Below are 24,551 nucleotides of genomic sequence, written 5' to 3'. Positions count from 1 at the left end.
TCGTTTTAAAAGCTTAATTTTGCAGCCATAAAATAACATTCAAACCATAAATAATGATTCATTTCTTTGGAAACATAAACGGTAAAGTATTTGCTGTTCAAACAACAAAAGAATTATCAACTGAAACTATCTCTAAATTAGAGTGGTTATTTGGCGACCAGTCAAAAATAGAACAAGCATCTTTGGATGCTTTTTTTGTTGGACCTCGTGCAGCGATGATTACTCCATGGAGTACAAATGCAGTTGAAATCACTCAGAACATGGGCATTTCTGACATTATTCGAATTGAAGAATTTCAAGCAGTGGATAAAGATGCTAAAGATTTCGATCCAATGATTTCTGAAAAGTACGATGGACTTCAACAAGATTCATTTAACGTGGAAATTCAACCGGAAGCCATTTTGGACATCGAAGACATTGCTGCTTACAACGAAAAAGAAGGTTTGGCATTGAACGACGAAGAAATTGAATATTTGGAAAACATGTCCAAGAAAATCGGTCGTCCTTTAACGGATTCTGAGGTTTTCGGATTTTCGCAAGTGAATTCAGAACACTGTCGCCACAAGATTTTCAATGGAACCTTTGTGATTGACGGAGAAGAAAAAGACAAATCTTTATTCAGAATGATTAGAGATACGTCAAATGAAAATCCAAATGGAATCGTTTCGGCATACAAGGACAACGTGGCGTTCGTAAAAGGACCAAAAGTGGAGCAATTCGCACCTTTACGTGCCGATATTCCAGAATATTACAACATCAAAGATTTTGAATCAGTTATTTCATTAAAAGCAGAAACACATAACTTCCCAACAACTGTGGAACCTTTCAATGGTGCTGCAACAGGAGCTGGTGGAGAAATTAGAGATAGATTGGCCGGCGGAAAAGGTTCTTTGCCGCTTGCAGGAACAGCAGTTTACATGACTTCTTATTCTCGTTTGGAAGAAGAGCGACCATGGGAAAAATCTTTCGAAGAAAGAAAATGGTTGTACCAAACACCAATGGATATTTTAATCAAAGCGTCAAATGGTGCTTCTGATTTCGGAAATAAATTTGGTCAGCCTTTAATTTCTGGTTCTGTTTTAACTTTCGAACACCACGACAAAGACAATAAACACGCCGATGCTGATTTACGAAAATTAGGTTTCGATAAAGTCATCATGCAAGCGGGTGGAATTGGATATGGAAAAGTAGATCAAGCATTAAAAGATACGCCAAAAGACGGTGATAAAATCGTTATTTTAGGTGGTGAAAACTACCGCATCGGAATGGGTGGAGCCGCTGTTTCAAGTGCCGATACTGGAGAATTTTCTTCAGGAATCGAATTGAATGCAGTGCAACGTTCTAATCCAGAAATGCAAAAACGTGCGGCAAATGCGGTTCGTGGAATGGTGGAAGGAGACGAAAACTACATTGTTTCTATTCACGATCACGGAGCTGGAGGTCACTTAAATTGCTTGAGTGAATTGGTAGAAGATACTGGTGGAAACATTGACTTGGACAAACTTCCAGTTGGAGACCCTACCCTATCGGCAAAAGAAATTATCGGAAACGAATCTCAAGAAAGAATGGGATTGGTGATTGCTGAAAAACACATCGAAACACTTCAGAAAATTGCAGATCGTGAGCGTTCGCCAATGTACACCGTTGGAGATGTGAAAAACAATAATCGTTTTACTTTCGAATCGAAAACCACAGGTGAAAAACCAATGGATTTGGCTTTGTTTGATATGTTTGGAAGTTCGCCAAAAACAATCATGACAGACAGCACAGTAAAACGTGTTTATTCTGATTTAGACTATAAAAAAGAGAAGTTCTACGACTATTTAAACCAATTATTACAACTAGAAGCTGTTGCTTCAAAAGATTGGTTAACCAATAAAGTGGACCGTTGTGTGGGTGGAAAAGTAGCCAAACAACAGTGTGCAGGACCTTTGCAATTGCCTTTAAATAACGTTGGCGTTATGGCATTAGATTACAAAGGAAAAGAAGGGGTTGCAACATCAATTGGTCATGCTCCAATCGCGGGATTAATCGATTCAGCAGCAGGAAGTAGAAATGCAATTACCGAATCTTTAACCAACATCATTTGGGCACCTTTAGAAGAAGGGTTAAAAAGCGTTTCTTTATCTGCCAACTGGATGTGGCCTTGTAAAAACCCTGGAGAAGATGCACGTTTGTATAAAGCAGTGCAAGCGGTTTCAGATTTTTCTATCGGATTAGGAATTAACGTTCCAACAGGAAAAGATTCTTTATCGATGAAGCAGAAATATCCAAATGATGAGGTGATTTCACCAGGAACGGTGATTATTTCGGCAGCTGGACATTGTAATGCCATTTCAAAAGTAGTTGAACCCGTGTTCAAAAAAGAAAGTGGTCCGATATACTACATCAACATTTCACAGGATGATTTCAAATTGGGCGGAAGTTCTTTCTCTCAAATTATGGGTCAATTAGGAAACGAAGCACCAGATGTTAAAGATGCTGGTTATGTAAAAACGGTTTTCAATACCATTCAAGATTTAATTCAAAAAGAACAAATCATTGCCGGTCATGACGTGGCTTCCGGAGGATTAATTACTACCCTTTTGGAAATGTGTTTCGCCGACAACAACATCGGAGCAGAATACGATTTAACTTCATTAAAAGAAGAAGATTCATTTAAAATCTTGTTCGCTGAGAATTCAGGAATTGTCTTCCAAGCGAAAGATGCGAGTGTAGCGAAAGAATTAGAAGCAAATAAGATCGCCTTCCACGAAATTGGAAAAGTGGTAGAAAACGATTTCGTGAGCATCATCAACGGAACAGATGCTTTCACAATGACCGTTTCCGAATTGCGTGATACTTGGTTTAAAACTTCTTATTTATTAGACCAAAAACAAACAGCAAACGGATTAGCAAAAGCACGTTACGAAAATTATAAAAATCAAGCGTTAAATTATACTTTCCCAGCGCATTTCACAGGGAAGCTTCCAGAATTAGACACGACAAAAGCACGTCCAAAAGCGGCAATTATTCGTGAAAAAGGAAGTAACAGTGAACGCGAAATGGCGAATGCGATGTATTTGGCAGGATTTGACGTAAAAGACATTCACATGACGGACTTGATTGAAGGCCGTGAAAACTTAGAAGACATTCAATTTATCGGAGCAGTTGGAGGATTCTCAAACTCTGATGTTTTGGGTTCTGCGAAAGGTTGGGCTGGTGCTTTCTTACACAATGAAAAAGCAAAAGCAGCTTTGGAAAACTTCTTCAAAAGAGAAGACACACTTTCAGTTGGAATTTGTAATGGTTGTCAGTTATGGATGGAATTGGACTTAGTAAACCCAGACCACGACAAGCACGGAAAAATGACCTACAACGATTCTAAAAAACACGAAAGCGGGTTCACGTCGGTTAAAATTCAAAAGAACAATTCTGTAATGCTTTCTTCACTTGAAGGAACAACATTAGGAGTTTGGATTTCACACGGTGAAGGGAAATTCGATTTACCTTACAGCGAAGACAAATACAACATCGTAGCGAAATACGGATACGAACACTATCCAGCGAATCCAAACGGTTCAGATTTCAACACCGCAATGATGTGCGACGCTTCAGGAAGACACTTGGTAACGATGCCACACATCGAACGTTCAACTTTCCAATGGAACTGGGCGAACTACCCAGATGGTAGAAAAGACGAAGTGACTCCGTGGTTGGAGGCTTTTGTGAATGCCAGAGAGTGGATTGAGAAGAGATAGAGTAGATTTTATATCATAATTTAAAAGGAGTTTCAGCAGTGGAGCTCCTTTTTTTGTTCCTACAATAAGTCGCCCGTTTATATTTTTTCATTATCTTTATTATAGACCTAAATTCAAGAATTAACAATATAACCACCTTAATTATGAAATATAAACTAGTTAAAATCGATAAACTTAGCGGAGAAAAAGCTTCAATATATAGCGCAATCCCAGAGAATGAATCAGGAAATTTTGAAGAATCTTTCTTCGACTCTTTCATAAAAGAAAATAAAACTTCACTTTTAAGTGAAATAAAAACCTTAGTTTTGCGTTTAAAGATCATCGGAAATGAAACTGGAGCAAGAGAAAGTTATTTCAAAACCAAAGAAGGTGCTCCTGGTGATGGTGTTTGCGCATTGTACGACACGCCAGATAAGAAGTTAAGGCTTTACTGTATTAGATATGGAACAGAATTAATTATTATTGGTAGTGGCGGACCAAAGAATGTAAGAGCACTTCAAGATGATGAAAAATTAGAAAAAGAAAACTACATTTTAAGATGGCTTTCATCCAAAATAAAAGAAAGTATGCAACATGGCGAATTATCGTTTTCCTCAGATTATATGGATTTTGAAGGGAACCTAATAATAGAAGATTATGAAGACTAAACAAGAAAAACACAACAGTTCACAAATTGATGAAATATTACAATCTACATCTCCAATAGAAGAAAAAAGAATCAGGACAAAAATGCTTTTGGCTGCAAAAATTGAAGATGCCATGAAAGCTAAAGGTTGGAACCGAAAGAAATTACTTGAAGCCACAGGACAAAAAAATGCTTCTGTTGCCACAAAATGGTTTTCGGGAACTCACAATTTTACGCACGACACTTTATTTGACATTCAAGAAGCATTGGGAATTGAACTTATTAATTTGGATGAACAAGATTTTTATAAATCTTTTGGAGCTTTTGGTTCGGAGAAATCCGCGGAGGAGATTTCTAGGGAAATAAAGGAGAGCAGACGGTTTAGGAAGAAGGATTTAAAAATATAGTTGCGTTATTTGAAATCTGTAACTGTGATTATTGCTGCGTGGATTTCAGGATTTCGAACTTTTCAAAAGAACGTCTAAGTAAAATATAATACAATTAATAAACTTAAAACAAAAGCTGATAGAGGCGAATATCAAACCACACAACATTTCCGCCAACAACCGACAACAAACTAAAAAAGCCAATTTTGTAAAATATAATCTTTACAAAAATTAAAATTTGTACACATAACTCTTTACTTTTTAATAATTTTGTAATATATTTACTTTACATTTTTATTTGTTTGTAAACCTAAAGATTTACAAAAACACAATTAAGTCAATTAAAAACTTTACACCATGAGAAATAACAAGAATCTTCTAGTCGAGCAGACAGACAATAAAATTGCGCCTTTCCAAAAGGTAAAAAGCGTCATTGTTCCAGAAACTGGCTGGATTTCAGTGATAAGAAAATCTTTGAATATGACTTTGGCTCAACTTGGGGAGAAACTAGGAATATCGAGACAGGGCGTTAAGCACCTCGAAGACAGCGAAGCGAAAGGTTCCATTTCTTTAAATACATTAAAGGATATTGGCGAAGCTATGGATTTAAAGTTGGTTTATGGATTCGTGCCTAAAGATGGATCGATTGAGAATTTAATTGAGAGAAAAGCAAGAGATTTAGCTGCAAAAATAGTGTTAAGAACAAATCACAATATGGCACTAGAAGATCAGGCTATTTATGGTGACAAAATTGGGAAAAACATCGAAGAATTAGCAGAAGAATTTAAGCGCGAATTAAATAAATCATTATGGGACTAGAACTAAACTACGCAGATGGTCAAACTCCTTTAGATGAAACTGAAAAAGAAGGATTGAAAATAAAGTCAATCACAACCCAAGGAGAGTTAGATCAATTTGAGCAATTGAATATTGAAAAGGCCGTAGGATGGACTATCCGGAAGAAGTTGAAAGGCGAAACTATTCTCACAGAAAAATTTATCAAGGATCTCCACAAGAAAATGTATGGTGAAGTTTGGAAGTGGGCGGGAGAGTTTAGGAAATCCAATAAAAACATTGGAACTGACTGGACTCTTGTCAGTTCTTCCTTGAAAATTCTCATCGATGATACTAAATTTTGGATAGAATTCCAAACATTTTCACCAGATGAAATCGCCATACGTTTTAAACACAGAATTGTATCTATTCACTGCTTTCCCAATGGGAACGGAAGACATTCACGGCTAATAGCTGACATAATAATTGAATCCATTTTCAGTCAAGAAGTATTTACTTGGAGCAGATCAAATATGGTTAAAGCGAATGAAACTAGAAAAAGATACATAGATACTTTGAGAGAAGCTGATAAGTGCATTATAAATCCTTTAATTGAGTTTGCTAGGAGTTGAATTAAACGGTAAATTTCATTCGTAAAGCAAGCACCTCCACTTCCCTTTTACAAACAAATTCCGTAATTTTAAACTTTCACTAAGTAATCGGAATGGACAACACTAATATCATTGTCTATAAAACCGCTGATGAAAAAGCAACGGTCTCATTATGCGCCAAAAACGGCAATATTAGGAACAACCGAAATCAGCTAGCAGAACTTTTTACCACCTCTGTACCAAACATCAGTATACACATATCAAACATACTGAAAGACGGAGAGTTAGAAAAGAATTCAGTTATTAAGGATTACTTAACAACTGCCTCAGATGGCAAAGATTAAAAACTAAAAAACGAATTTTAAACAAAAAATAAAATCATTAAATACATTCTCACATTTCTATTCGTCATCTTCTTTTATCAAACATCAGCTGCGCAAATGGATAAATACACTGGTTATTATACCGGAACAGTTAGCACTGATTCTATTCCTGACACAAAGCTAGACACCACTATTTCTATGAAAGCAGAACTTTTTCTGAATCCCGATTCAACTTATCGAATGACTTGGCACATTCAAATAAAACCCGATTGTAATTTTGCTACCTTTTGGAAAAATACCGGGAAATGGCTAGCAAGTGATAAGGTTTTATTCTTTACTTTGGATGAAGACGAGGAGTTTTTGAGCAACAAAAATGGAACAATTGGTTATCCTATTGCCTTTGCTCGATCAAGAAACCCAGCATACAATTTAAAAAGAAGAGCTCTTCATAGGTATTTAAAATTCGAAGAAAAATACCCCGAATATAAATATGAATTGATGATTGAGGAAGATAACTCTATTTGGTTTGGAGCTGGATGGGATTGTATTGAAAGTGTTTGGACGAATAATCCGATTGTAAAGGTTAAATCCTATTAATTTTGTAAAAATTCCAATCACAAATGAAAGAACAAATCACTAAAAACCTTTACGAATTTTGGAGCTACATTGGAGAAGCTAGCAACAATTTACAGAATTCACTCCTTTTTATTGGGCTAATTTATATTTAAAAATAAGGGCTTAATACATACGCCGCAATTCAGAATTACAGTATTTTAACACCCTAAAAAATCTCCCCAAAAGTAGCGCAGCGACTGGCCTTCATCACACAACAAGTTAAAAATCAAAAACTACTCCTCTAAATAACTCCCCTTTTCGTCGATATAAGAATCTGTTTTCTCTAATTTTACTTTAAAAGCAATTGAGAATAAGCGCTTCATTTTGAATCTAATTCTCTCACCATTATTTAAATTTATTTAAAATCAATTATATGAAGAGCTTGATGTACATTTCGATTTTACTTTTAGTTATTTCGTGTACCCCAGAAAAACAGACATGTTCAGATTTTCGCACTGGAACTTTCGAATATACTGCACCAGAATCTAATCATATTAGAATAATTCGAACAGAAAACACCCAAGTTGAAATCAACTCAGAAACGAAAATTGAAGCGCACACTTCAATCGAATGGGTTTCAGATTGTAAATATATCCTTACCTATGAAGAATTTAAGAATGCTCCAGAAGAGTTTAACGACATGGTTGGCCAAAAAATTAGTGCAGAAATTGTTGAGATCGGAAAAGACCGGTATACATGTCAAGTTAAAACCAAGAATGCAAGTGATTTAATGGAGTTAAAATTGATCAAAGAATAATTCATCCTTCAAAATCACTTTTATTTCTTTCGCGTTGTCCTTTCCATTCAAAACAAGCTTCTTTTTGTACTTTTTATGATAAAAAAGCAAACTAATGGCTAACACTTAGGATAATCCTACTATTTTAGCATCCCATACAAGGCAATGTAAACTGAGTATGGATACATACCGAGGAGGCTTTGTATTTATCACAGCGAATTACTGTATTTGAACTACGATCTACTGAGTCGGTATTTACCAAACAAAAGATATACTCATTTGTAAAAATGGTATAATATAACTCAATATGAAAAAAGAATTCAAATTCTCATACCATCATTTAGCCTCAGTTGAAGAGTTAAATGAAGATCAAAAGAAAGCGTTGGATGGCGCTGAAAAAGCTACCCAGAAGGCTTATGCTCCTTATTCACATTTTAAGGTTGGTGCGTCTCTTTTGTTAAACGACGATACTTTAGTCTTGGGGAGTAACCAAGAAAACAAAGCATATCCAACTGGATTATGTGCAGAGCGTGTTGCACTTTTTTCCTACGGCGCACAACAGAAAGATCAGGGAATAAAAATTTTAGCCATTGCCTGTGCAGGTGAATTAATAAATCCAGATGAATTTTTCACACCTTGCGGTGGTTGCAGACAAGCTATGGCTGAATACACTGAAATTCAAGGTAAACCATTCGAAATTATAATGAAAAATGGTGATGGCAGTATATTAGTTTTTGAGGGAGTTCATCAGTTGCTGCCTTTTATTTTTGGGAGCAAATAATCTTTAATAGAAAACTTCAAATACGGCGTTATGCTTGTTTTAAATTGCCGTCCCATCGACTGACTCAGCACAACGCATTTATTGAGAATAAACTCTAGCGTTTAAAAGCATCACCTGCCTTGTCTTTAACGCTTTCTGTTCAAGGGTAAAGTAATACTTAGTAATCTTGCATACCCCAGTAAAGATTTTCGGGAATTCTCTTAATGGAATACCTACTTTAAAAAAATATAAATTCTATATTTGTCTATTCGAATTAAACTGTATTAAACTATGGCAGCAAAATCATCAGAAAAGCCAACAAAAACCACTAAAAAGGAAACAGCTTCAAAAAAACAAAAGTTTTCAAAAGAAACTTATATCAAATGGTATAAGGATATGCTTTTGATGCGAAAATTTGAAGAGAAGGCTGGACAATTATATATCCAACAAAAATTTGGAGGATTTTGTCACTTATATATAGGTCAAGAAGCTGTTGTAGCGGGTACTGTAAGTGCTACAAAACCAACAGATTTCCATATGACTGCATACCGCGATCATGCGCACCCAATTGGATTAGGAACGGATGTTCGTCCATTAATGGCTGAGCTTTACGGTCGTCAAACCGGGATTTCAAAAGGAAAAGGTGGATCAATGCACTTTTTTGACAAAGAAAAAAACTTCATGGGAGGTCACGGAATCGTTGGAGCGCAAATTCCAATGGGAGCGGGTGTTGCATTTGCTGAGAAATACAAAGGAACAGACAATGTGACCATGGTATCTTTTGGAGATGGAGCAGCACGTCAAGGAGCACTTCATGAAACATTCAACATGGCAATGCTATGGAAGTTGCCCGTAATTTTCATTGTAGAGAACAACAATTACGCGATGGGAACTTCTGTAGAAAGAACAACAAACGTGATGGATTTAAAGAAATTAGGTTCTTCTTACGAAATGCCTTCTTTCTCTGTAAATGGAATGTCACCTGAAGACGTGCACGAAGCTATTTCAATGGCTGCAGAACGCGCTCGTAAAGGAGACGGTCCAACATTACTAGACATTAAAACATACCGTTACAAAGGACATTCAATGTCTGATCCTCAAAAATACAGAACGAAAGATGAGGTGAAAGAATATCAGTCTAAAGATCCAATTGAGCACTGCTTAAAAGTGATCAAAGACAATTCTTACCTAACGGAAGAGGAAATAAAGGAAATTCAAGACTGGGTAGCAAACGAAATAAAAGAAGCAATTGAGTTTGCTGAAAATTCAGATTACCCAACAAAAGATGAATTATACAAGGATGTATACAAATCTGAGGATTACCCATTTATTAAAGAATACTAAAAAACGAAAGAACAATGGCTGAAGTTATTTTAATGCCAAAATTATCGGATACGATGACGGAAGGTGTCGTTGCAGAATGGCACAAAAAAGTTGGAGACGATGTAGAATCAGGTGAATTACTTGCTGAAATCGAAACAGATAAAGCAACAATGGAGTTTGAATCTTTCTATGACGGAAAACTCTTATATATCGGAATTGACAAAGGAGAAACTGCACCAGTAAACGATATTCTTGCAATTATCGGAGAAGAAGGAGATGACGTAGATCAAATTATCGCCGACGCAAAAAAAGGAGATGACTCTGCACCTTCCGATGAAGGGAATGAAGAACCTGTAGAAAAGGAAGCGAAAGTAGAGGAAAAAGAAGAGAAGAAAGAAGAAAAAAAGCCAGTAGCTGATAAATCTTCTGACAATTCACCAAAAGAAACTGCATCATCACAAGGAGGAGATGGAGAGAGAATTTTCGCTTCGCCTTTGGCTAAAAAATTAGCGGAAGATAAAAACATTGATCTATCTGATGTTCAAGGATCTGGGGAAAATGGTCGAATCGTTAAACGCGATATTGAAAATTACAAACCATCAGAAAAACCTCAAAACAGCGCGAAATCTCCAGCAGGAAAAAGCGCTGGTTCAGCCTTAACAGAATCTTACACAGATGAGAACGTTTCTCAAATGCGTAAAACAATTGCAAAACGTTTAGCGGAAAGCAAATTTACTGCACCTCATTTCTACTTAACCCTAGATATTGACATGGATAACGCAATTGCACAGCGTAAAGCAGTAAATGCAAACGACGACATCCGTATTTCATTCAACGATATGGTTATAAAAGCCTGCGCCGTTGCATTGAAAAAGCATCCTAAAGTAAATAGCGCCTGGTTAGGAGACAAAATCAGAAAATATGACCATGTAAATATCGGAGTAGCTGTAGCTGTAGAAGAAGGTTTACTGGTTCCTGTAGTGCGTTTCGCTGACACCAAAGGACTAATGGAAATTGGTGCTGAAGTAAGAGAATACGCCAAAAAAGCAAAAGAAAAGAAATTACAACCTCAAGATTGGGAAGGAAATACATTTACAATTTCTAACTTAGGAATGTATAATATTGAAGAATTCACAGCGATTATTAATCCGCCAGACAGTTGTATTTTAGCAATTGGAGGAATTAAACAAGTCCCTGTCGTAAAAGACGGACAAGTTGTTCCAGGCAATGTTATGCGAGTAACACTTTCATGTGACCACCGTGTGGTTGATGGTGTTACAGGAGCGGAATTCTTGAATACGTTTAAATCGTACATGGAAAACCCAATGATGATGTTGGTTTAGTAGGCTTGCCCTATTAGGGCATGCCTACAAACCAACGCATGCCCACATACCAACGCATGCCCACATATTAATGTGCATGCCCACAAACCAACGCATTCACACAACAATTAAATAAAACATATTACAAAAGCCCAGATGAAATGTCTGGGCTTTTTTCATAGTACAATTCCAGCAGACAACGTGAGATTTGACAGCTGGTCGGACGCATTTCAACAACTTCGCGTACCTCTGCTCCTCTGCGAAGCTTTGCGTCACCTTTTAAACACCGCAGGTGATTCTTCTCTAGAACTATGCGAATCTCTGCTCCTCTGCGCACCTTTGCGTCACCTTTTAAAATACCTCAGGTGACTCTTCTTTATGAACTTTGTGCCTCCTTTGTGAACTTCGTGGTTAAAAAAAAAGCCGTACCTCTCAGTACAGCTTTTCAAATCATATATTCTCAAAGTAACTTACGCTACAACCTCATCAGCTGCAAAGTGAAATTCACCTTCGATTTTTGCATTCTCGTCAGAATCTGAACCATGAACTGCATTTTCTCCCATTGAAGAAGCGTATTTTTTACGGATAGTTCCTTCTGCTGCTTCTGCTGGATTAGTTGCTCCAATCAAAGTACGGAAATCTGCAACTGCATTTTCTTTTTCTAATATAGCAGCAACGATAGGTCCTGACGTCATAAACTCAACCAATTCACCATAAAAAGGACGCTCACTGTGAACAGCATAAAATTCTTTTGCCTGCTCTTCAGTCAATTGCGTATATTTCATCGCTTTAATTTCAAATCCTCCATCCGTAATCATTTGAAGAATGTTTCCGATATTACCAGCTTTAACTGCATCTGGTTTAATCATTGTAAAAGTTCTATTCGTTGCCATTTTATTGTTTTTTCTAAATGTGGCGCAAAAATAAGGAAACGGAATTGAATAAGTTAATGTTCTGACAAAATATTTTTCCTGGCAGAATAAAATCAGCAATCAACGAAGTAAAGCTTTGTGTTTTCATCTCCTCATTTTAAATGAGCGTTACTTTAGTCACCTAAATAACAAGAAGAATTTTAGACTTTTGTAAAATATTAAATCAAGAGAGAAAACGAGAGAAAATGCAATTACTTAAAAAGTACATGCCAATACTAGATTGGCTCCCAAATTACAAAAAGAAAAATCTTCAGGGAGATTTGTCCGCTGGTTTAACGGTTGGAATTATGCTTATTCCTCAAGGAATGGCTTATGCAATGTTAGCGGGTTTAGATCCAATTCACGGATTATATGCTGTAACTGTTCCCATTTTATTGTATGCCATCTTTGGAACATCAAGACAGCTCGCTGTTGGTCCAGTGGCCATGGTTTCCTTACTAACCGCAGCAGGAATTGGAGCGCTCAATCCAGATTCTCCTGAGCAATACCTACTTTACGCCCTAACATTGGCATTCCTCATTGGACTTATTCAATTTGCAATGGGAGTTTTACGTTTCGGTTTCTTTGTGAATTTCCTTTCTCATCCTGTAATTAACGGATTTACATCGGCAGCTGCAATAATTATTGGACTAAGTCAAGCCAAGCATTTATTTGGAATTGAATTACCTAGAAGTGAATACTTACAAGATATAATGGTAAATATTTACCAAAATATTGGAGGAATCAACTGGACAGCCTTCGCAATTGGTATTGGTGGAATCATCATTATAAAATTTGGTAAGAAAATTCATAAAAGCTTACCTACCCCACTTTTAGCGGTAATATTTGGAATTTTATTGGTTTGGGGATTTGGATTAACAGCCAACGGAGTTTCAGTGCTTGGTGATGTCCCTTCTGGACTTCCAGGATTATCTTCTCCATCTTTTTCAATGGAAACTTGGAGTATTTTACTTCCTATAGCCATTACAATATCATTGGTGAGTTTTGCTGAAAGTTTCGCAGTAGCAAAGATCATTCAAGGAAAGCACAAAGACTACAAATTAGATGCTAATCAGGAATTGATTGGATTAGGAATGGCTAATTTTGGAGCGGCTTTCTTTATGGGTTATCCTGTTACAGGTGGTTTCTCCAGAACAGCAGTAAACGACCAATCGGGTGCTAAAACTGCTTTAGCCTCTATCATAAGTGTTGCGCTTATCGTAATTACACTCCTCTTTCTTACAGAATTATTCTTCTACCTTCCGAAATCAATTTTAGCCGCGGTAGTTATGGTAGCTGTGTATGGATTAATTGACGCAAAAACTCCAAAGTTATTATGGAAAACAGACAGAACAGATTTCTTCTTGTTGATGATTACCTTTGTTTCTACCTTAACTTTAGGAATTGTAACTGGAATTATCATCGGAATGATTCTTTCATTAGTTGCGGTTTTATACAAAGCTTCTCGTCCACACATTGCAAAATTAGCTCAGGTTCCCAGCACAACTATTTATAGAAATACAGAGCGTTTTCCAGATTTGAATGAAGGAAAAGACGAATTATTTATCCGTATCGATGGTCAAATTTATTTTGCCAATATCAGTTTTATTCAAAAACAAGTAGAAGCTTGGGAAAAAGAAAAAGGAGAAGCCTTAGCCAAAGTTATTCTCAACTTCGAAAGTGTTATTTCGTTGGATAGTACGGGAGCTCATGAAATTGAAGACTGGATCAACAACTGGCACAAGAAAGGAATTCAAGTGGCAATTGCTGGAGCCCGTGGTCCAGTTCGAGATATCCTTGTAAAATGGAATATGATTAAAAAACTTGGAGAAGATTATGTGTTTATCAATATGAAAGATGCGGTACAATTCTTAAATAAAGAAGAAATCAAAGAAAATTTTGATAGTAAAAGATATGCTTTACAAAGTAATGTAAAGTAACTAAAATCTTAAGACAGGCTAAAATAGGTACATTGCAATGCGGTGTGCCTATTTTTGGTTTTATATAGTCGGTAAATCGCATATATTTTAGTATCTTTCTTTCTTCAAATTAAAATTCATAGACCTTGAAAGAATCACAAACATTAGAAAATTTAGACCAAGAATTTTGGAACTCTAAATACGAGAATAATTTAACTGGTTGGGACTTGGGCGAAGTCTCCCCTCCTATCAAAACATATATTGATCAAATTGAAAATAAGGATTTAAAGATTTTAATTCCTGGAGCCGGAAACGCTTATGAAGCGAAATATTTAATAGACAATGGATTTACCAATGTTACCGTTATAGATATTGCACCAAAATTGATTTCCAAACTTCAGAAAGACTTTAAGAACAATCCAAATATTCATTTAATTCATGGAGACTTTTTTAAACATGAAGGAGCGTATGACTTAATCATTGAACAAACTTTCTTTTGTGCTATTCACCCTTCTCTTAGACCGAAATATGTACAAAAAATGAAATCCTTACTTTCAGACGAAGGTAAACTTTGTGGATTGTTATTCGATAGAGAATTTGTTGGCGGTCCGCCATTCGAAGGAAACAAGGAAGAATATTTGGATTTAATGGAAGGGAATTTAAAAATAGAAAAAATGGAAAAGTGCTATAATTCTCATCCAGCAAGAAAAGATACTGAATTGTGGATTAATCTTAAAAAGTAGGCAAATGACCAAAGAAAATAGCATAAAACTTTTTGAACAACAACAAGTACGCACGGAATGGGATGAAGACCAAGAGAAATGGTATTTTTCAGTTATAGATGTTATTGCTATTCTCACCGAAAGTAAAGATGCAACAGCCTATTGGCGTAAACTAAAACAACGCCTAAAGCAAGAGGGAAACCAAACCGTGACAAATCTTCACGGGTTGAAAATGACAGCTAAAGATGGTAAAAAGAGAAAAACAGATGTTGCCGATACCGAACAACTGTTTAGATTAATACAAAGTGTTCCGTCACCAAAAGCAGAACCATTTAAAATATGGATAGCTAAAGTGGCCAAGGAACGTATTGATGAAATTGAAGATCCGGAGATTGGATTTGATAGATTAATGGAAACTTACCTCAAAAAAGGATATAGCAAACAATGGGTTAATCAACGGCTAAAAAGTATTGAGGTTCGAAAGGAGCTTACCGATGAATGGGAAGAAAGAGGTGTTAAAAAAGGAATGGAATATGCAATTCTCACTAATGAAATAACTAAAGCATGGAGTGGTTTTGATGTGAAAAATTATAAAAAACTGAAAGGACTTAAAAAAGAAAATCTTCGTGATAACATGAGCAATTTAGAACTCGTACTAAATATGCTTGCCGAAGCTACTACTACGGAAATAAGTAAAGAGAAAAAACCAAAGTCTTTCACCGCGAACAAAGAAATAGCATAACAAGGTGGAACTATTGCAGGCAATACAAGAAAAGAAATTGAAGAAAAATCAGGAAAAAAAATTGTAAACAAACTGACAGCTAAAGATTATTTAAATGAACAAAAGAATTTGGACAAATGATATATTTTTAATGAGCATTAATCTATGACAAGGCTTGTGATTCCGATAAATACATGATTTTAATTTTAGGCGTTTATTTTTATAAACAACTGAAAGTAAAACCAAGCATAACGCAGGATTTGAAATACTAAAAGAAGAAATACAATTCTTTGTAAGAATTGCACAATGACAAGGCATGCGAAGGCATAATTGTTGGGAGTTTATTTTTATAAATGATTTAAAATTTAACGAGCGTAACGCAGGATTTGGAGAACTCTTGCAAAGACTGTAACAATTGTAACCGAGATATCACTAATGATTCCCGACCTTTGTGCCAGTCAAAAGAAAATAATTAAAAAACAATAAAAAAAGAGAGACATGAACATTGAACAAATTTACACAGGATGTTTAGCACAGGGTGCATATTACATCACGAGCAATGGAGAAGCAGTAATTATTGATCCATTACGTGAAATCCAACCTTATCTAGAAAGATTAGAAAAAGATAACGTTAAGTTGAAGTACATTCTTGAAACACACTTCCACGCAGATTTCGTTTCTGGACACTTAGATTTGGCTAAGGCTACAGGAGCTGACATCGTTTTTGGTCCTACGGCAGCACCAGAGTTTGATTGTATAGTTGCTGAAGACGAGCAAATTTTAGAAGTGGGAGACATCAAAATTAAAGTTTTGCATACACCAGGTCACACAATGGAAAGTACAACTTACCTATTGATTGACGCAGACGGAAATGATCACGCTATATTCTCAGGAGATACTTTATTCTTAGGAGATGTGGGACGTCCAGATTTAGCTCAAAAAGCAGCGAATATGACACAAGATGAGCTAGCAGGTCACCTTTACGACTCGTTAATGACGAAAATCATGCCTTTAGCAGATGACGTAATCGTTTATCCAGCTCACGGTGCAGGATCTGCTTGTGGTAAAAACATGATGAAAGAAACAGTTGATACATTAGGAAACCAGAAAAAGGTAAACTATGCATTGAATCAACCAAATAAAGAAGCATTTATTGAAGCGGTAACAGATGGTTTACTACCACCTCCAGCATATTTTGGAGCTAACGTTGCAATGAATAAAACAGGATATAAAAACGTTGACGATGTAATCAAAACAGGTCTTAAAGCATTGTCTCCAAAAGAATTTGAAGCAGCCGCAGAAGGTACAGGAGCTTTAATTCTAGACACGAGAGACAATGGTGATTTCGCTAAAGGATTTATTCCTAACTCAGTGAGTATCGGAATCGGAGGTGACTTTGCACCATGGGTTGGAGCTATGATTGGAGATGTTCAACAACCATTACTTTTGGTTACTGAACCAGGAATGGAAGAAGAAGTTGTGATTCGATTAACACGCGTTGGATTCGACAATGTAATTGGTTTCTTAGAAGGAGGTTTTGAATCTTGGACTAAAGAAGACCGTGAAATTGACAAAGTAGACAGAATTACACCAGCTGAATTCGAAAGTCGTTTCAAAAAAGACGAAAGCGTTGTTTACGATGTACGTAAAGAATCAGAATATGAAGCTGAGCACGTTGATGAAGCTTTCTCTCGTCCATTAGCAAGTCTAAATGACTGGATCAAAGACATTAATCCAGATGAGCATTTCTTCATGCACTGTGCGGGTGGATACAGAAGTATGATTGCAGCAAGTATCTTACAATCTAGAGGTTACAGAAACTTCACGGAGGTTGAAGGTGGAATGGGTGCAATCGCAGAAACAAAAGTACCTAAAACAGACTTCGTTTGTGCATCTAAGACTTTATCATAATTCAATATCATAATTTTCACAGTGGTTCAACACGTTTGGGCCACTGTGTTTTGTATTGAACTAGAATCCAAATTTTAAAGTTATAAAACAAAGCAAATGAGTTATATAAAAAACATAGGTTTAAGCCTCATGATGTTTGGAACAGTAGTTTTTACGAGCTGCTCAAACTCACAAACATCAGAAACGGCGAGCACTTCAGAAACAAAGCGCACAACTCAAAACAGTCAAAACGATAAAATTGATTTTGAAAATGCCTTTATAGTTGATGTACGAACACCACAAGAATTTAAAGCAGGCCATTTTGAAGGTGCGATTAATATTCCTTTAAATACTGTTGAATCCAATGTTGAAAAATTCCAAGGCCATGACCAAGTTGTTGTGTACTGCCGCAGTGGAGCACGATCTGGACAAGCTAAAAATATGCTGATGAATGCCGGAGTCGACAATATCATCAATGGAATTAATGAAGCCCATTTGAATAAAATTAAGAAACAACAATAATCATGGAAAAGAAAGAGAGTTTAAAAGTCTTGATTCCCACTGATTTCTCAATCGAAGCGGAATATGCTTTTATGATGGTAAACAACCTATCAAAAAAGGCAAATATGGACATCACTTTTTTGCATATTTTAAATGTTCCCGACACGGTAACGCTCGATAAGGACAACAACATTAGTACTTGTGGAGAGATTGATGTGGACTTTGTTGCCGTACAACGTGACATGGCTTTAGGAAAATTGAATGAACTTAAAGAGAAAAATGAAGGGGTTAAAACTGATCTGATTTTTGGCCATACTACGACAGGAATCATTCAATATGCAGAGGAAAACAACTTTGATCTTATCGCATTAGGAACAAAAGGAACTTCCGGATTTGCAGAGCGGTTTATCGGTAGTAATGCGCAATTAATTGCTCGACGTTCTGAAATTCCTGTGATGACCTTGATGTGTGACCGTTCAGGATTAGAATTAAAAGACATTCTTTTGGTTCATAATTTTGAAGAAAATGATCCGCAGAATTTAAAGTTGATGAAGCGCGTGATGGAAGTCTTCGGAACTAAACTTCATTTACTGCAAATTGCTACGAAGAATGACAACCAAGATAAAATCAAGGAAAACATGTTGATTTTTGCTCAGAAAAACGAGCTGAAAAATTACGAAATGCATGTAATTCTTGATCATAATATCGAGGAGGGTGTTAATCACTTCATGGAATCACATGACATGGATGTCGTATGCATTGGAACACACGGAAAGGGTGGTTTTTTCCATAAAAGTGCAACAGAAACTTTGATTAACCACTTATACAAACCAATTATTTCTTACAAAATTAAATAGATAAAAATGATAGATTTTTTAATGCAACCTTGGCCATGGTGGTTTTCAGGGCTAGTACTTGCTTTGATTATGTTTTTGATGTTATTCTTCGGAAACTCCTTCGGATTCTCTGCCAATTTACGCACAATCTGCTCAATGGGTGGTGCTGGGAAACGTGTAAAGTTCTTTGATTTTGATTGGAAAAAACAAATATGGAACTTAGTTTTTCTTTTAGGTGCAGTAGTTGGAGGATACATCACAAGCGAGTTCTTGAGTGATCCTAACCAGGCCGTTTTGATATCCGAAAACACAATTACAGATTTAGAAGCACTTGGTTTTGCTGCTCCTACATCTATACAACCAGCCGAATTATTTGCTTTTGAAGCAATATTCACATTGAAAGGATTTTTAATTCTTGCTTTTGGTGGTCTTATGGTTGGATTCGGTGCTAGATATGCCGGAGGATGTACATCAGGACACGCCATCAGTGGCTTAGCAGACCTTCAACTTCCTTCATTAATTGCAGTTGTGGGATTCTTTATCGGCGGGTTAATCATGACATTCGGAATATTCCCGCTTATTTTTTAAAAAATTAAAAGAGAGAGATGAAATTTATAAAATACTTAATAGTGGGAGCACTATTTGGAATAGTTATGTCCAAATCAGAAGCTATTTCTTGGTACAGAATTCAAGAAATGTTCAGATTCCAAGCCTTCCACATGTACGGCATTATTGGAGTTGCAGTAGTTACTTCTACAATTATTGTAGCACTGATAAAAAAATTCAAAGTCCGTGACATGGCAGGAAATCCAATTTTATTCTACCCAAAAAACAAATCCGTTGCGCGTTACTTAATTGGAGGTACTATATTCGGATTAGGTTGGGCACTTAGCGGTGCTTGTCCTGGACCAATGGTGGTTAACATCGGGTATGGCTTTATGTCCTTCGGTGTGATTTTCATATTCGCGCTGCTGGGAACACTGCTTTATGGTGTACTAAAAGACAGACTACCTCATTAAACAGTGAACAAATTATAATTGACAATTATTGGTTGGCCATTTACTTTTGGTAGTTGTCCATCGAATTTAAAATCAAAAGCGAGTAAAATGATATTAAAAGCAAGTGTTAGGCGTAAAAATTTAATTCTACTAATAGTTATTTTACTCGCTTTTACTTTCCCAAAGCATCCCTTTGGTCAATCTCCTTCTACCGATTCTACCAAAACATTAAGTGATTTCTTAAAAAAAGGTGAATTAGAATTTAAATCACGAACATTTTTTATGTCCACATTAAATGAAGGATCAAATAGAGATTACTTCGCATTGGCCCAAGGTGCTGGAGTTGACTACACCACCCCTAGTTTTTATGGATTTCATTTTAAAATGGGAGGATATGTCACCTTTCGTTTAGCAGAGTACAATTTACTCAATGCTGAAAACGAATGGGCTCAAAATCGTTATGAAAAGTCTTTATTTGACATTAAAAACCCAAATAATCGGCATCCTTTGGCTGGTTTGGAAGAGATTTATTTGGCCTATGAATACAAGGGACTCCATTTCAAACTTGGAAGTCAAATTCACCAAACACCACTTTTGAACAAGAACACCAATCGCATACGTCCTAATCTATTTCAAGGATTAAATGTAAATTATAATTACAATAAATGGAAACTTTCGGCTGCTTGGTTTCTTTCTGAGCATATCCGAGGAACGAGCCATAGCTTCTCTTCTTCCAACTCATTCGGAGTTTACGGTCAAGGCATTAATCCCTCTGGTGAAGCGAGCAATTATCGCGGTCATATTTCCACCTCAGGAATTGGTGTTTTTGGAGCGCAATACAATTTAGACAATTGGAAAACACAAGCTTGGAACTATGTAGGCGAGAATGTTTTTAATTTAACTTTTATTCAATCCGATTTTAAATTAAAACACAACAATACAGAATATAAGCTTGGGCTTCAGGGATTATACCAAACTGCTTTAAACAATGGAGGAAATGCTAATCAAGATTTCACCTACATTCTAAAAGATGAGCAAAGCTTTGCCATAGGAGGGAAAATGGCCGCCAAATTCATTGAGCAACATGAATTTAGTATAAACTATTTAGGAATTTCTGATCAAGGCAGGTATCTTTTTCCAAGAGAATGGGGACGCGAAATTTTTTATGCAACGCAATCCCGAGAAGCTTTTGAAGGTTATGGAGGGCTAAATGCATACACCTTAAAATACAAATTCAACACTTTAAAGACTGGATACTCCCTACTTTTAGGTGCAGGATTAGTTGATCAACCGGATATAGAGAATAAAAGACTGAACAAGTACAGTTTGGATGATTATTATCATTTCACAATCGACATGAAATACAAGTTTAAAAATTATCTTAAAGGAATGAGCATAAGGTTTTTGGCAGCCTATAAAAAAGAGAAGCACTCCGCTTCAATGACCTTTTCAGAAAAGCACAATAAGGTAAATATGATCAATTTGAATTTAATTATTGATTATGCATTATAATTGGTTTTGTTTTCAAAAACCAATGTAAACTTAGTCCCTTGAACACCTTTTAATTGCTCTATTTCACCATCTATTTGTTCTACCAAACTATTGATTAATAAAATACCCAGGCTTTCTGCCTTTTCATCAAGCAAATCAATATATTCACTCACGCCATTATCACCAATCTCTATTTTCAGTTGATTACCCGCTAACTGCTTAATAGAAATAGAAATATTCACCTTGTTTTCTCCATCCATTCCAAAGCGGATAGAATTTGTTACAATTTCGTTGATTATTAACCCCAATGGTACTGCAATATCTAAATTCACATAGACTTCATCCATTTTTGTAGTAAACGCAATAGTTTTTCCCTTTGTATCTGAACTCGAAGACAAAACATCAACTAATTTCTTTAAATATTTACCTATCTCAATTACATCTAGTTGTTCAGATTCGTAAAACATTTCGTGAATAGCCGCCATAGAATGAATTCTATTTTTACTGTCCTGATACAATTGTGTCAAATGCTCCTCGTGTGGAGTTATACCGGCTTGAAGCGAAAATAAACTAGTTATAATTTGCAAATTATTCTTCACCCTGTGATGAATTTCTCTGAGCAACAACTCTTTATTGCTGAGACTACTAATTAAACTGTCACTTTTCAACTTACTTTCAGTGATATCTCTAGCAGTACAAAAACCTAAGTCTGTTAAAGGGTCCAATCTAGCTTTCCAACTTAAATAAACCGTTTCACCATTTTTCTTTACAAATCTATTTTCATACGTCAAAGAAGTACTTGTTTTATCAACTTCAAGAACCGCGGCATAGGAACCATCGATATCATCGGGATGAATAAAATTTAAATAGCTTTTCGAAAGTAGCTCTTCCGTTGTATATCCTAAGAGCTGAGACCACGCTGGACTTACCTTTAAGAAATAAGTGTCTAAGTGTGTAATACAATGTAAATCACTTGACATATTAAAGAAGTTATCTAATCCGCTTCTTCCATTTATGTTATCTGTAACATCAATCAAACTACCAGTAACACCGATAAGCTCTCCATTATTATCTAAAAGAGGAACAGATGAAAAAGATAAAACCTTAGTTTTTCCAGAAGGTGTAATAATAGTTTGGCTCATTACACTGCTTTCCTTTTTTCCATTAAAGATTTCGATCATTTCCGGCAAACGCTCTATTGTTTTCCTATCTATAATTGAGAAATAATAAGCCAATAAGTCTCCCTTAAAGTTCTTTGGATATTCAAGAATGTGATAAACCTCCGATGACCATTCCAAATTTTGGCTTTCAAACAAATAAGACCACCTCCCCACTTTCGATTGCTCTTTGTTTTTTAAGTTTTTAATCTGATTATCAATCCCATTAAAGAGAGAGATGTTATAAACTTTTTTACTGATTTGGAACTGAAGAGGAATTTTACTGCTGTAATCCAAATCTTTTGTTTTTATCTTTAACTCTAAGAGTTTAGCTGCAGCGCTCTCTAGTTCTTTTTTTAGCTTTTCGTGGTTTCTTTGCATTATTGATTAATTTCTAGACCCAAACAAGATTTAGATTGTAAAAATAGTTAAATTATTGTGAAATTCTGTTTTTTCTTAGGTTTATGCTGGGTAGATTATTGAAAATCAAACGATATTCAAACAAAAGTTAATTGCTAAAGCGAAAAATGGTTAAGGATTTAGAACTTCTAACAAACGCTAGAAAAAAAAGACATTCAGTTTAGGAAAAGTTAATTGTTCACATAAACCCTAATAAAAAATTTAACCCTGTGAAACTAATTTATTTTCCAATGTGAGTTTAAAAACCGTACCTTCAGTTTTATTTAATTGTTCAATTTTTCCATCGACCTGATCCACCAAACTATTAATCAATAAAACCCCCAGACTTTCAAAATCCTGATTCAATATATTCTCTCGTGTATTAATACCGGTGTCGCCTATCATTATTTCAAATTCTCCATTTTCTTTTTCAGTCATATCAATGGAGATCACCACGTTTCCTTCGGCATTTGCACCATGCTTTATAGAGTTCGTAATTACCTCATTTATCAGTAACCCTAAAGGTATTGCTGTGTCTAGATTAACAAACACGGCCGTCGCGTTAACTGAGAAACTAATTGATTTCTTATCAGAATTAAATGTGTTGGATAAATCACTTAACAACTGCTTTATATATTTACTGAAATCAATTTTATCTAATTCTTCAGATTGATAAAACATTTCATGAATAGCCGCCATGGAGTGAATTCTATTTTTACTGTCTGCATAAAGCCTAGAAAGCAATTCATGCCCTTCATTAATATCGGACTGCAGGGACAACAAACTAGAAATGATTTGAAGATTATTTTTAACCCTGTGATGAATTTCGCGCAACAAGAGCTCTTTTCCCGACAAATCAGAAAGTAATTTTTCCTCTTTTAATCTAGTTTCTGTGATATTCCTGGCCGTACAATAGGCTAATTTCGTTTCTGTATCTAATTGAGTATTCCAACTTAAATAAACTACTTCACCACTTTTACTAATGTACCGATTTTCGAAAGTTGGAGTTCTTTTATTCCTTTCCACATCCGTATAAATTTGTAAAGATTTCTCTTTGTCCTCTGGGTGAAGAAATTCTAAAAAAGAATGAGAAACCAATTCATTCTCGGCATATCCTAGTAATTTCGTCCAAGAGGGACTCACTTTTACAAACCTTCCATCTAAATGAAATATACAATGAAGATCGTGAGATAGGTTAAAAAAGTTATCCAAGCCCTTGTTCCCTGTAATATGATCAGAAATGTCCTTGAGAAAACCTTCTACTCCGATTATCTCCCCTTTTTCGTTCAAGATGGGAGAAGATACACACGATAAAGTTTTCAGATTTCCACTCGGTGTGCGAACACTGTGGGTCATTACTTGCTCTTCACTCTTTAATCTCAGGTTTTCAATTTGAATAGCTAAATGTTCAAAACCATCAGGATCAACACATTCAAAGTAAAAATCCTTTAAACTCCCCTCGTAATCCTTAGGGTATTCAAAAATTCTACGTGTTTCATCGGACCATTCCATTTGATCTGTGTCAAACATGTATATCCACCTTCCTACATTCGCAAATTCTTCCCCTTTTCTTATGAGATCCTCCTTCTGTTCTAGTTCTGCCTTGAGCTCCTCCAACTTTTGGGTATCCTCCAACAACAAGTTACTTTCTGGATTTATCGTTTTAAGAGCTTGCGATTTAAGCATACGAACACTTTCTTCCGCTTGTATTAACTTGTGTAATATAATCTCTAATTTCTTCTCCATTTTATTTAGTTTGACGCTTTTCTTAATCTTCGGTAAACAGCATAG

The 24,551-nt window shown here is 35.8% G+C and carries 23 protein-coding genes; 20 read left to right on the top strand and 3 right to left on the bottom strand.

Annotation, left to right across the window (positions count from 1 at the left end; all coding sequences use genetic code 11):
- The first annotated feature begins 53 nt into the window (after positions 1-53).
- The 11 genes from purL to DIT68_RS14090 all read left to right on the top strand — a co-directional run bounded on the left by purL (position 54) and on the right by DIT68_RS14090 (position 11,236).
- Positions 54-3,740 carry a phosphoribosylformylglycinamidine synthase gene (gene purL, locus DIT68_RS14140; RefSeq protein WP_109360469.1) on the top strand — a complete coding sequence of 1,229 codons (3,687 nt, stop codon included), beginning with the start codon at positions 54-56 and terminating at the stop codon, positions 3,738-3,740.
- Positions 3,741-3,883: 143 nt separating this feature from the next.
- Positions 3,884-4,387, top strand: a complete 504-nt coding sequence (locus tag DIT68_RS14135; RefSeq protein ID WP_109360468.1) for a hypothetical protein — start codon at positions 3,884-3,886, stop codon at positions 4,385-4,387.
- Positions 4,377-4,772: a helix-turn-helix domain-containing protein gene (locus DIT68_RS14130; RefSeq protein WP_109360467.1), complete on the top strand. Its 396-nt coding sequence runs from the start codon at positions 4,377-4,379 to the stop codon at positions 4,770-4,772. Before DIT68_RS14135 ends, DIT68_RS14130 begins: the two co-directional genes overlap by 11 nt.
- 336 nt (positions 4,773-5,108) lie before the next feature.
- The gene (locus DIT68_RS14125; protein ID WP_109360466.1) at positions 5,109-5,570 is read left to right on the top strand and encodes a mobile mystery protein A; all 462 of its coding nucleotides are present in this window, start codon (positions 5,109-5,111) and stop codon (positions 5,568-5,570) included.
- Positions 5,561-6,157, top strand: a complete 597-nt coding sequence (locus DIT68_RS14120; RefSeq protein ID WP_109360465.1) for a mobile mystery protein B — start codon at positions 5,561-5,563, stop codon at positions 6,155-6,157. Before DIT68_RS14125 ends, DIT68_RS14120 begins: the two co-directional genes overlap by 10 nt.
- A gap of 92 nt (positions 6,158-6,249) precedes the next feature.
- Positions 6,250-6,480 (top strand): DNA-binding protein, encoded by a 231-nt coding sequence (locus tag DIT68_RS14115; RefSeq protein ID WP_109360464.1) that lies wholly within the window; start codon positions 6,250-6,252, stop codon positions 6,478-6,480.
- A 96-nt stretch (positions 6,481-6,576) separates the two neighbouring features.
- Entirely contained in the window at positions 6,577-7,056 is a 480-nt protein-coding gene (locus DIT68_RS14110; protein WP_109360463.1) for a hypothetical protein, read from the top strand.
- A gap of 391 nt (positions 7,057-7,447) precedes the next feature.
- Positions 7,448-7,831 carry a hypothetical protein gene (locus DIT68_RS14105; RefSeq protein ID WP_146194233.1) on the top strand — a complete coding sequence of 128 codons (384 nt, stop codon included), beginning with the start codon at positions 7,448-7,450 and terminating at the stop codon, positions 7,829-7,831.
- A 286-nt stretch (positions 7,832-8,117) separates the two neighbouring features.
- A complete protein-coding gene (gene cdd / locus DIT68_RS14100; RefSeq protein WP_109360461.1) occupies positions 8,118-8,591 on the top strand; it encodes a cytidine deaminase in 474 nt (157 codons plus the stop codon).
- 270 nt (positions 8,592-8,861) lie between these two features.
- Positions 8,862-9,914 carry a pyruvate dehydrogenase (acetyl-transferring) E1 component subunit alpha gene (pdhA, locus tag DIT68_RS14095; protein ID WP_109360460.1) on the top strand — a complete coding sequence of 351 codons (1,053 nt, stop codon included), beginning with the start codon at positions 8,862-8,864 and terminating at the stop codon, positions 9,912-9,914.
- A 14-nt stretch (positions 9,915-9,928) separates the two neighbouring features.
- Positions 9,929-11,236: a pyruvate dehydrogenase complex dihydrolipoamide acetyltransferase gene (locus DIT68_RS14090; RefSeq protein WP_109360459.1), complete on the top strand. Its 1,308-nt coding sequence runs from the start codon at positions 9,929-9,931 to the stop codon at positions 11,234-11,236.
- Positions 11,237-11,685: 449 nt separating this feature from the next.
- Here the strand turns inward: DIT68_RS14090 and DIT68_RS14085 are convergent, their stop codons facing one another.
- A complete protein-coding gene (locus tag DIT68_RS14085) occupies positions 11,686-12,108 on the bottom strand; it encodes a nucleoside-diphosphate kinase (protein WP_109360458.1) in 423 nt (140 codons plus the stop codon).
- Positions 12,109-12,332: 224 nt separating this feature from the next.
- Between DIT68_RS14085 and DIT68_RS14080 the strand changes: the two genes are divergently transcribed.
- The 9 genes from DIT68_RS14080 to DIT68_RS14040 all read left to right on the top strand — a co-directional run bounded on the left by DIT68_RS14080 (position 12,333) and on the right by DIT68_RS14040 (position 21,225).
- Positions 12,333-14,066 (top strand): SulP family inorganic anion transporter, encoded by a 1,734-nt coding sequence (locus DIT68_RS14080; RefSeq protein ID WP_109360457.1) that lies wholly within the window; start codon positions 12,333-12,335, stop codon positions 14,064-14,066.
- A gap of 125 nt (positions 14,067-14,191) precedes the next feature.
- Complete coding sequence (locus tag DIT68_RS14075; protein ID WP_109360456.1) at positions 14,192-14,788, top strand: methyltransferase domain-containing protein; 597 nt, start codon at positions 14,192-14,194, stop codon at positions 14,786-14,788.
- 4 nt (positions 14,789-14,792) lie between these two features.
- Entirely contained in the window at positions 14,793-15,509 is a 717-nt protein-coding gene (locus DIT68_RS14070; RefSeq protein ID WP_233244203.1) for a BRO-N domain-containing protein, read from the top strand.
- Positions 15,510-15,986: 477 nt separating this feature from the next.
- On the top strand, positions 15,987-17,399 hold the full coding sequence (locus DIT68_RS14065) for an MBL fold metallo-hydrolase (protein WP_109360455.1): 1,413 nt from the start codon (positions 15,987-15,989) through the stop codon (positions 17,397-17,399).
- Between the two features lie 96 nt (positions 17,400-17,495).
- On the top strand, positions 17,496-17,900 hold the full coding sequence (locus DIT68_RS14060) for a rhodanese-like domain-containing protein (RefSeq protein WP_199223428.1): 405 nt from the start codon (positions 17,496-17,498) through the stop codon (positions 17,898-17,900).
- A 2-nt stretch (positions 17,901-17,902) separates the two neighbouring features.
- Entirely contained in the window at positions 17,903-18,736 is an 834-nt protein-coding gene (locus tag DIT68_RS14055; protein WP_109360454.1) for a universal stress protein, read from the top strand.
- 6 nt (positions 18,737-18,742) lie between these two features.
- Complete coding sequence (locus DIT68_RS14050; protein WP_317133914.1) at positions 18,743-19,303, top strand: YeeE/YedE family protein; 561 nt, start codon at positions 18,743-18,745, stop codon at positions 19,301-19,303.
- Positions 19,304-19,320: 17 nt separating this feature from the next.
- The gene (locus tag DIT68_RS14045) at positions 19,321-19,734 is read left to right on the top strand and encodes a DUF6691 family protein (RefSeq protein ID WP_109360453.1); all 414 of its coding nucleotides are present in this window, start codon (positions 19,321-19,323) and stop codon (positions 19,732-19,734) included.
- A gap of 87 nt (positions 19,735-19,821) precedes the next feature.
- Entirely contained in the window at positions 19,822-21,225 is a 1,404-nt protein-coding gene (locus DIT68_RS14040; RefSeq protein ID WP_109360452.1) for a hypothetical protein, read from the top strand.
- On the opposite strand, the gene DIT68_RS14035 is transcribed toward DIT68_RS14040, so the two are convergent.
- Entirely contained in the window at positions 21,213-22,742 is a 1,530-nt protein-coding gene (locus tag DIT68_RS14035) for a PAS domain-containing sensor histidine kinase (RefSeq protein ID WP_109360451.1), read from the bottom strand. The two genes, DIT68_RS14040 and DIT68_RS14035, sit on opposite strands and share 13 nt — an antisense overlap.
- A gap of 240 nt (positions 22,743-22,982) precedes the next feature.
- Positions 22,983-24,506: a histidine kinase dimerization/phosphoacceptor domain -containing protein gene (locus DIT68_RS14030; protein ID WP_109360450.1), complete on the bottom strand. Its 1,524-nt coding sequence runs from the start codon at positions 24,504-24,506 to the stop codon at positions 22,983-22,985.
- Between the last annotated feature and the right edge of the window lie 45 nt (positions 24,507-24,551).

Origin of the sequence: Brumimicrobium oceani, assembly GCF_003143775.1 — a bacterium.
GTDB lineage: Bacteria > Bacteroidota > Bacteroidia > Flavobacteriales_D > Crocinitomicaceae > Brumimicrobium > Brumimicrobium oceani.
Note: the sequence above shows the minus strand (reverse complement) of the source record. Positions and strands in the feature narration are given on the sequence as shown.

Excerpts from the sequence above, each read along its gene's own strand:
- purL (WP_109360469.1), top strand. The coding sequence starts at position 54 with ATGATTCATTTCTTTGGAAACATAAACGGTAAAGTATTTGCTGTTCAA.
- DIT68_RS14135 (WP_109360468.1), top strand. The coding sequence starts at position 3,884 with ATGAAATATAAACTAGTTAAAATCGATAAACTTAGCGGAGAAAAAGCT.
- DIT68_RS14130 (WP_109360467.1), top strand. The coding sequence starts at position 4,377 with ATGAAGACTAAACAAGAAAAACACAACAGTTCACAAATTGATGAAATA.
- DIT68_RS14125 (WP_109360466.1), top strand. The coding sequence starts at position 5,109 with ATGAGAAATAACAAGAATCTTCTAGTCGAGCAGACAGACAATAAAATT.
- DIT68_RS14120 (WP_109360465.1), top strand. The coding sequence starts at position 5,561 with ATGGGACTAGAACTAAACTACGCAGATGGTCAAACTCCTTTAGATGAA.
- DIT68_RS14115 (WP_109360464.1), top strand. The coding sequence starts at position 6,250 with ATGGACAACACTAATATCATTGTCTATAAAACCGCTGATGAAAAAGCA.
- DIT68_RS14110 (WP_109360463.1), top strand. The coding sequence starts at position 6,577 with ATGGATAAATACACTGGTTATTATACCGGAACAGTTAGCACTGATTCT.
- DIT68_RS14105 (WP_146194233.1), top strand. The coding sequence starts at position 7,448 with ATGAAGAGCTTGATGTACATTTCGATTTTACTTTTAGTTATTTCGTGT.
- cdd (WP_109360461.1), top strand. The coding sequence starts at position 8,118 with ATGAAAAAAGAATTCAAATTCTCATACCATCATTTAGCCTCAGTTGAA.
- pdhA (WP_109360460.1), top strand. The coding sequence starts at position 8,862 with ATGGCAGCAAAATCATCAGAAAAGCCAACAAAAACCACTAAAAAGGAA.
- DIT68_RS14090 (WP_109360459.1), top strand. The coding sequence starts at position 9,929 with ATGGCTGAAGTTATTTTAATGCCAAAATTATCGGATACGATGACGGAA.
- DIT68_RS14085 (WP_109360458.1), bottom strand. The coding sequence starts at position 12,108 with ATGGCAACGAATAGAACTTTTACAATGATTAAACCAGATGCAGTTAAA.
- DIT68_RS14080 (WP_109360457.1), top strand. The coding sequence starts at position 12,333 with ATGCAATTACTTAAAAAGTACATGCCAATACTAGATTGGCTCCCAAAT.
- DIT68_RS14070 (WP_233244203.1), top strand. The coding sequence starts at position 14,793 with ATGACCAAAGAAAATAGCATAAAACTTTTTGAACAACAACAAGTACGC.
- DIT68_RS14065 (WP_109360455.1), top strand. The coding sequence starts at position 15,987 with ATGAACATTGAACAAATTTACACAGGATGTTTAGCACAGGGTGCATAT.
- DIT68_RS14060 (WP_199223428.1), top strand. The coding sequence starts at position 17,496 with ATGAGTTATATAAAAAACATAGGTTTAAGCCTCATGATGTTTGGAACA.
- DIT68_RS14055 (WP_109360454.1), top strand. The coding sequence starts at position 17,903 with ATGGAAAAGAAAGAGAGTTTAAAAGTCTTGATTCCCACTGATTTCTCA.
- DIT68_RS14050 (WP_317133914.1), top strand. The coding sequence starts at position 18,743 with ATGATAGATTTTTTAATGCAACCTTGGCCATGGTGGTTTTCAGGGCTA.
- DIT68_RS14045 (WP_109360453.1), top strand. The coding sequence starts at position 19,321 with ATGAAATTTATAAAATACTTAATAGTGGGAGCACTATTTGGAATAGTT.
- DIT68_RS14040 (WP_109360452.1), top strand. The coding sequence starts at position 19,822 with ATGATATTAAAAGCAAGTGTTAGGCGTAAAAATTTAATTCTACTAATA.
- DIT68_RS14035 (WP_109360451.1), bottom strand. The coding sequence starts at position 22,742 with ATGCAAAGAAACCACGAAAAGCTAAAAAAAGAACTAGAGAGCGCTGCA.
- DIT68_RS14030 (WP_109360450.1), bottom strand. The coding sequence starts at position 24,506 with ATGGAGAAGAAATTAGAGATTATATTACACAAGTTAATACAAGCGGAA.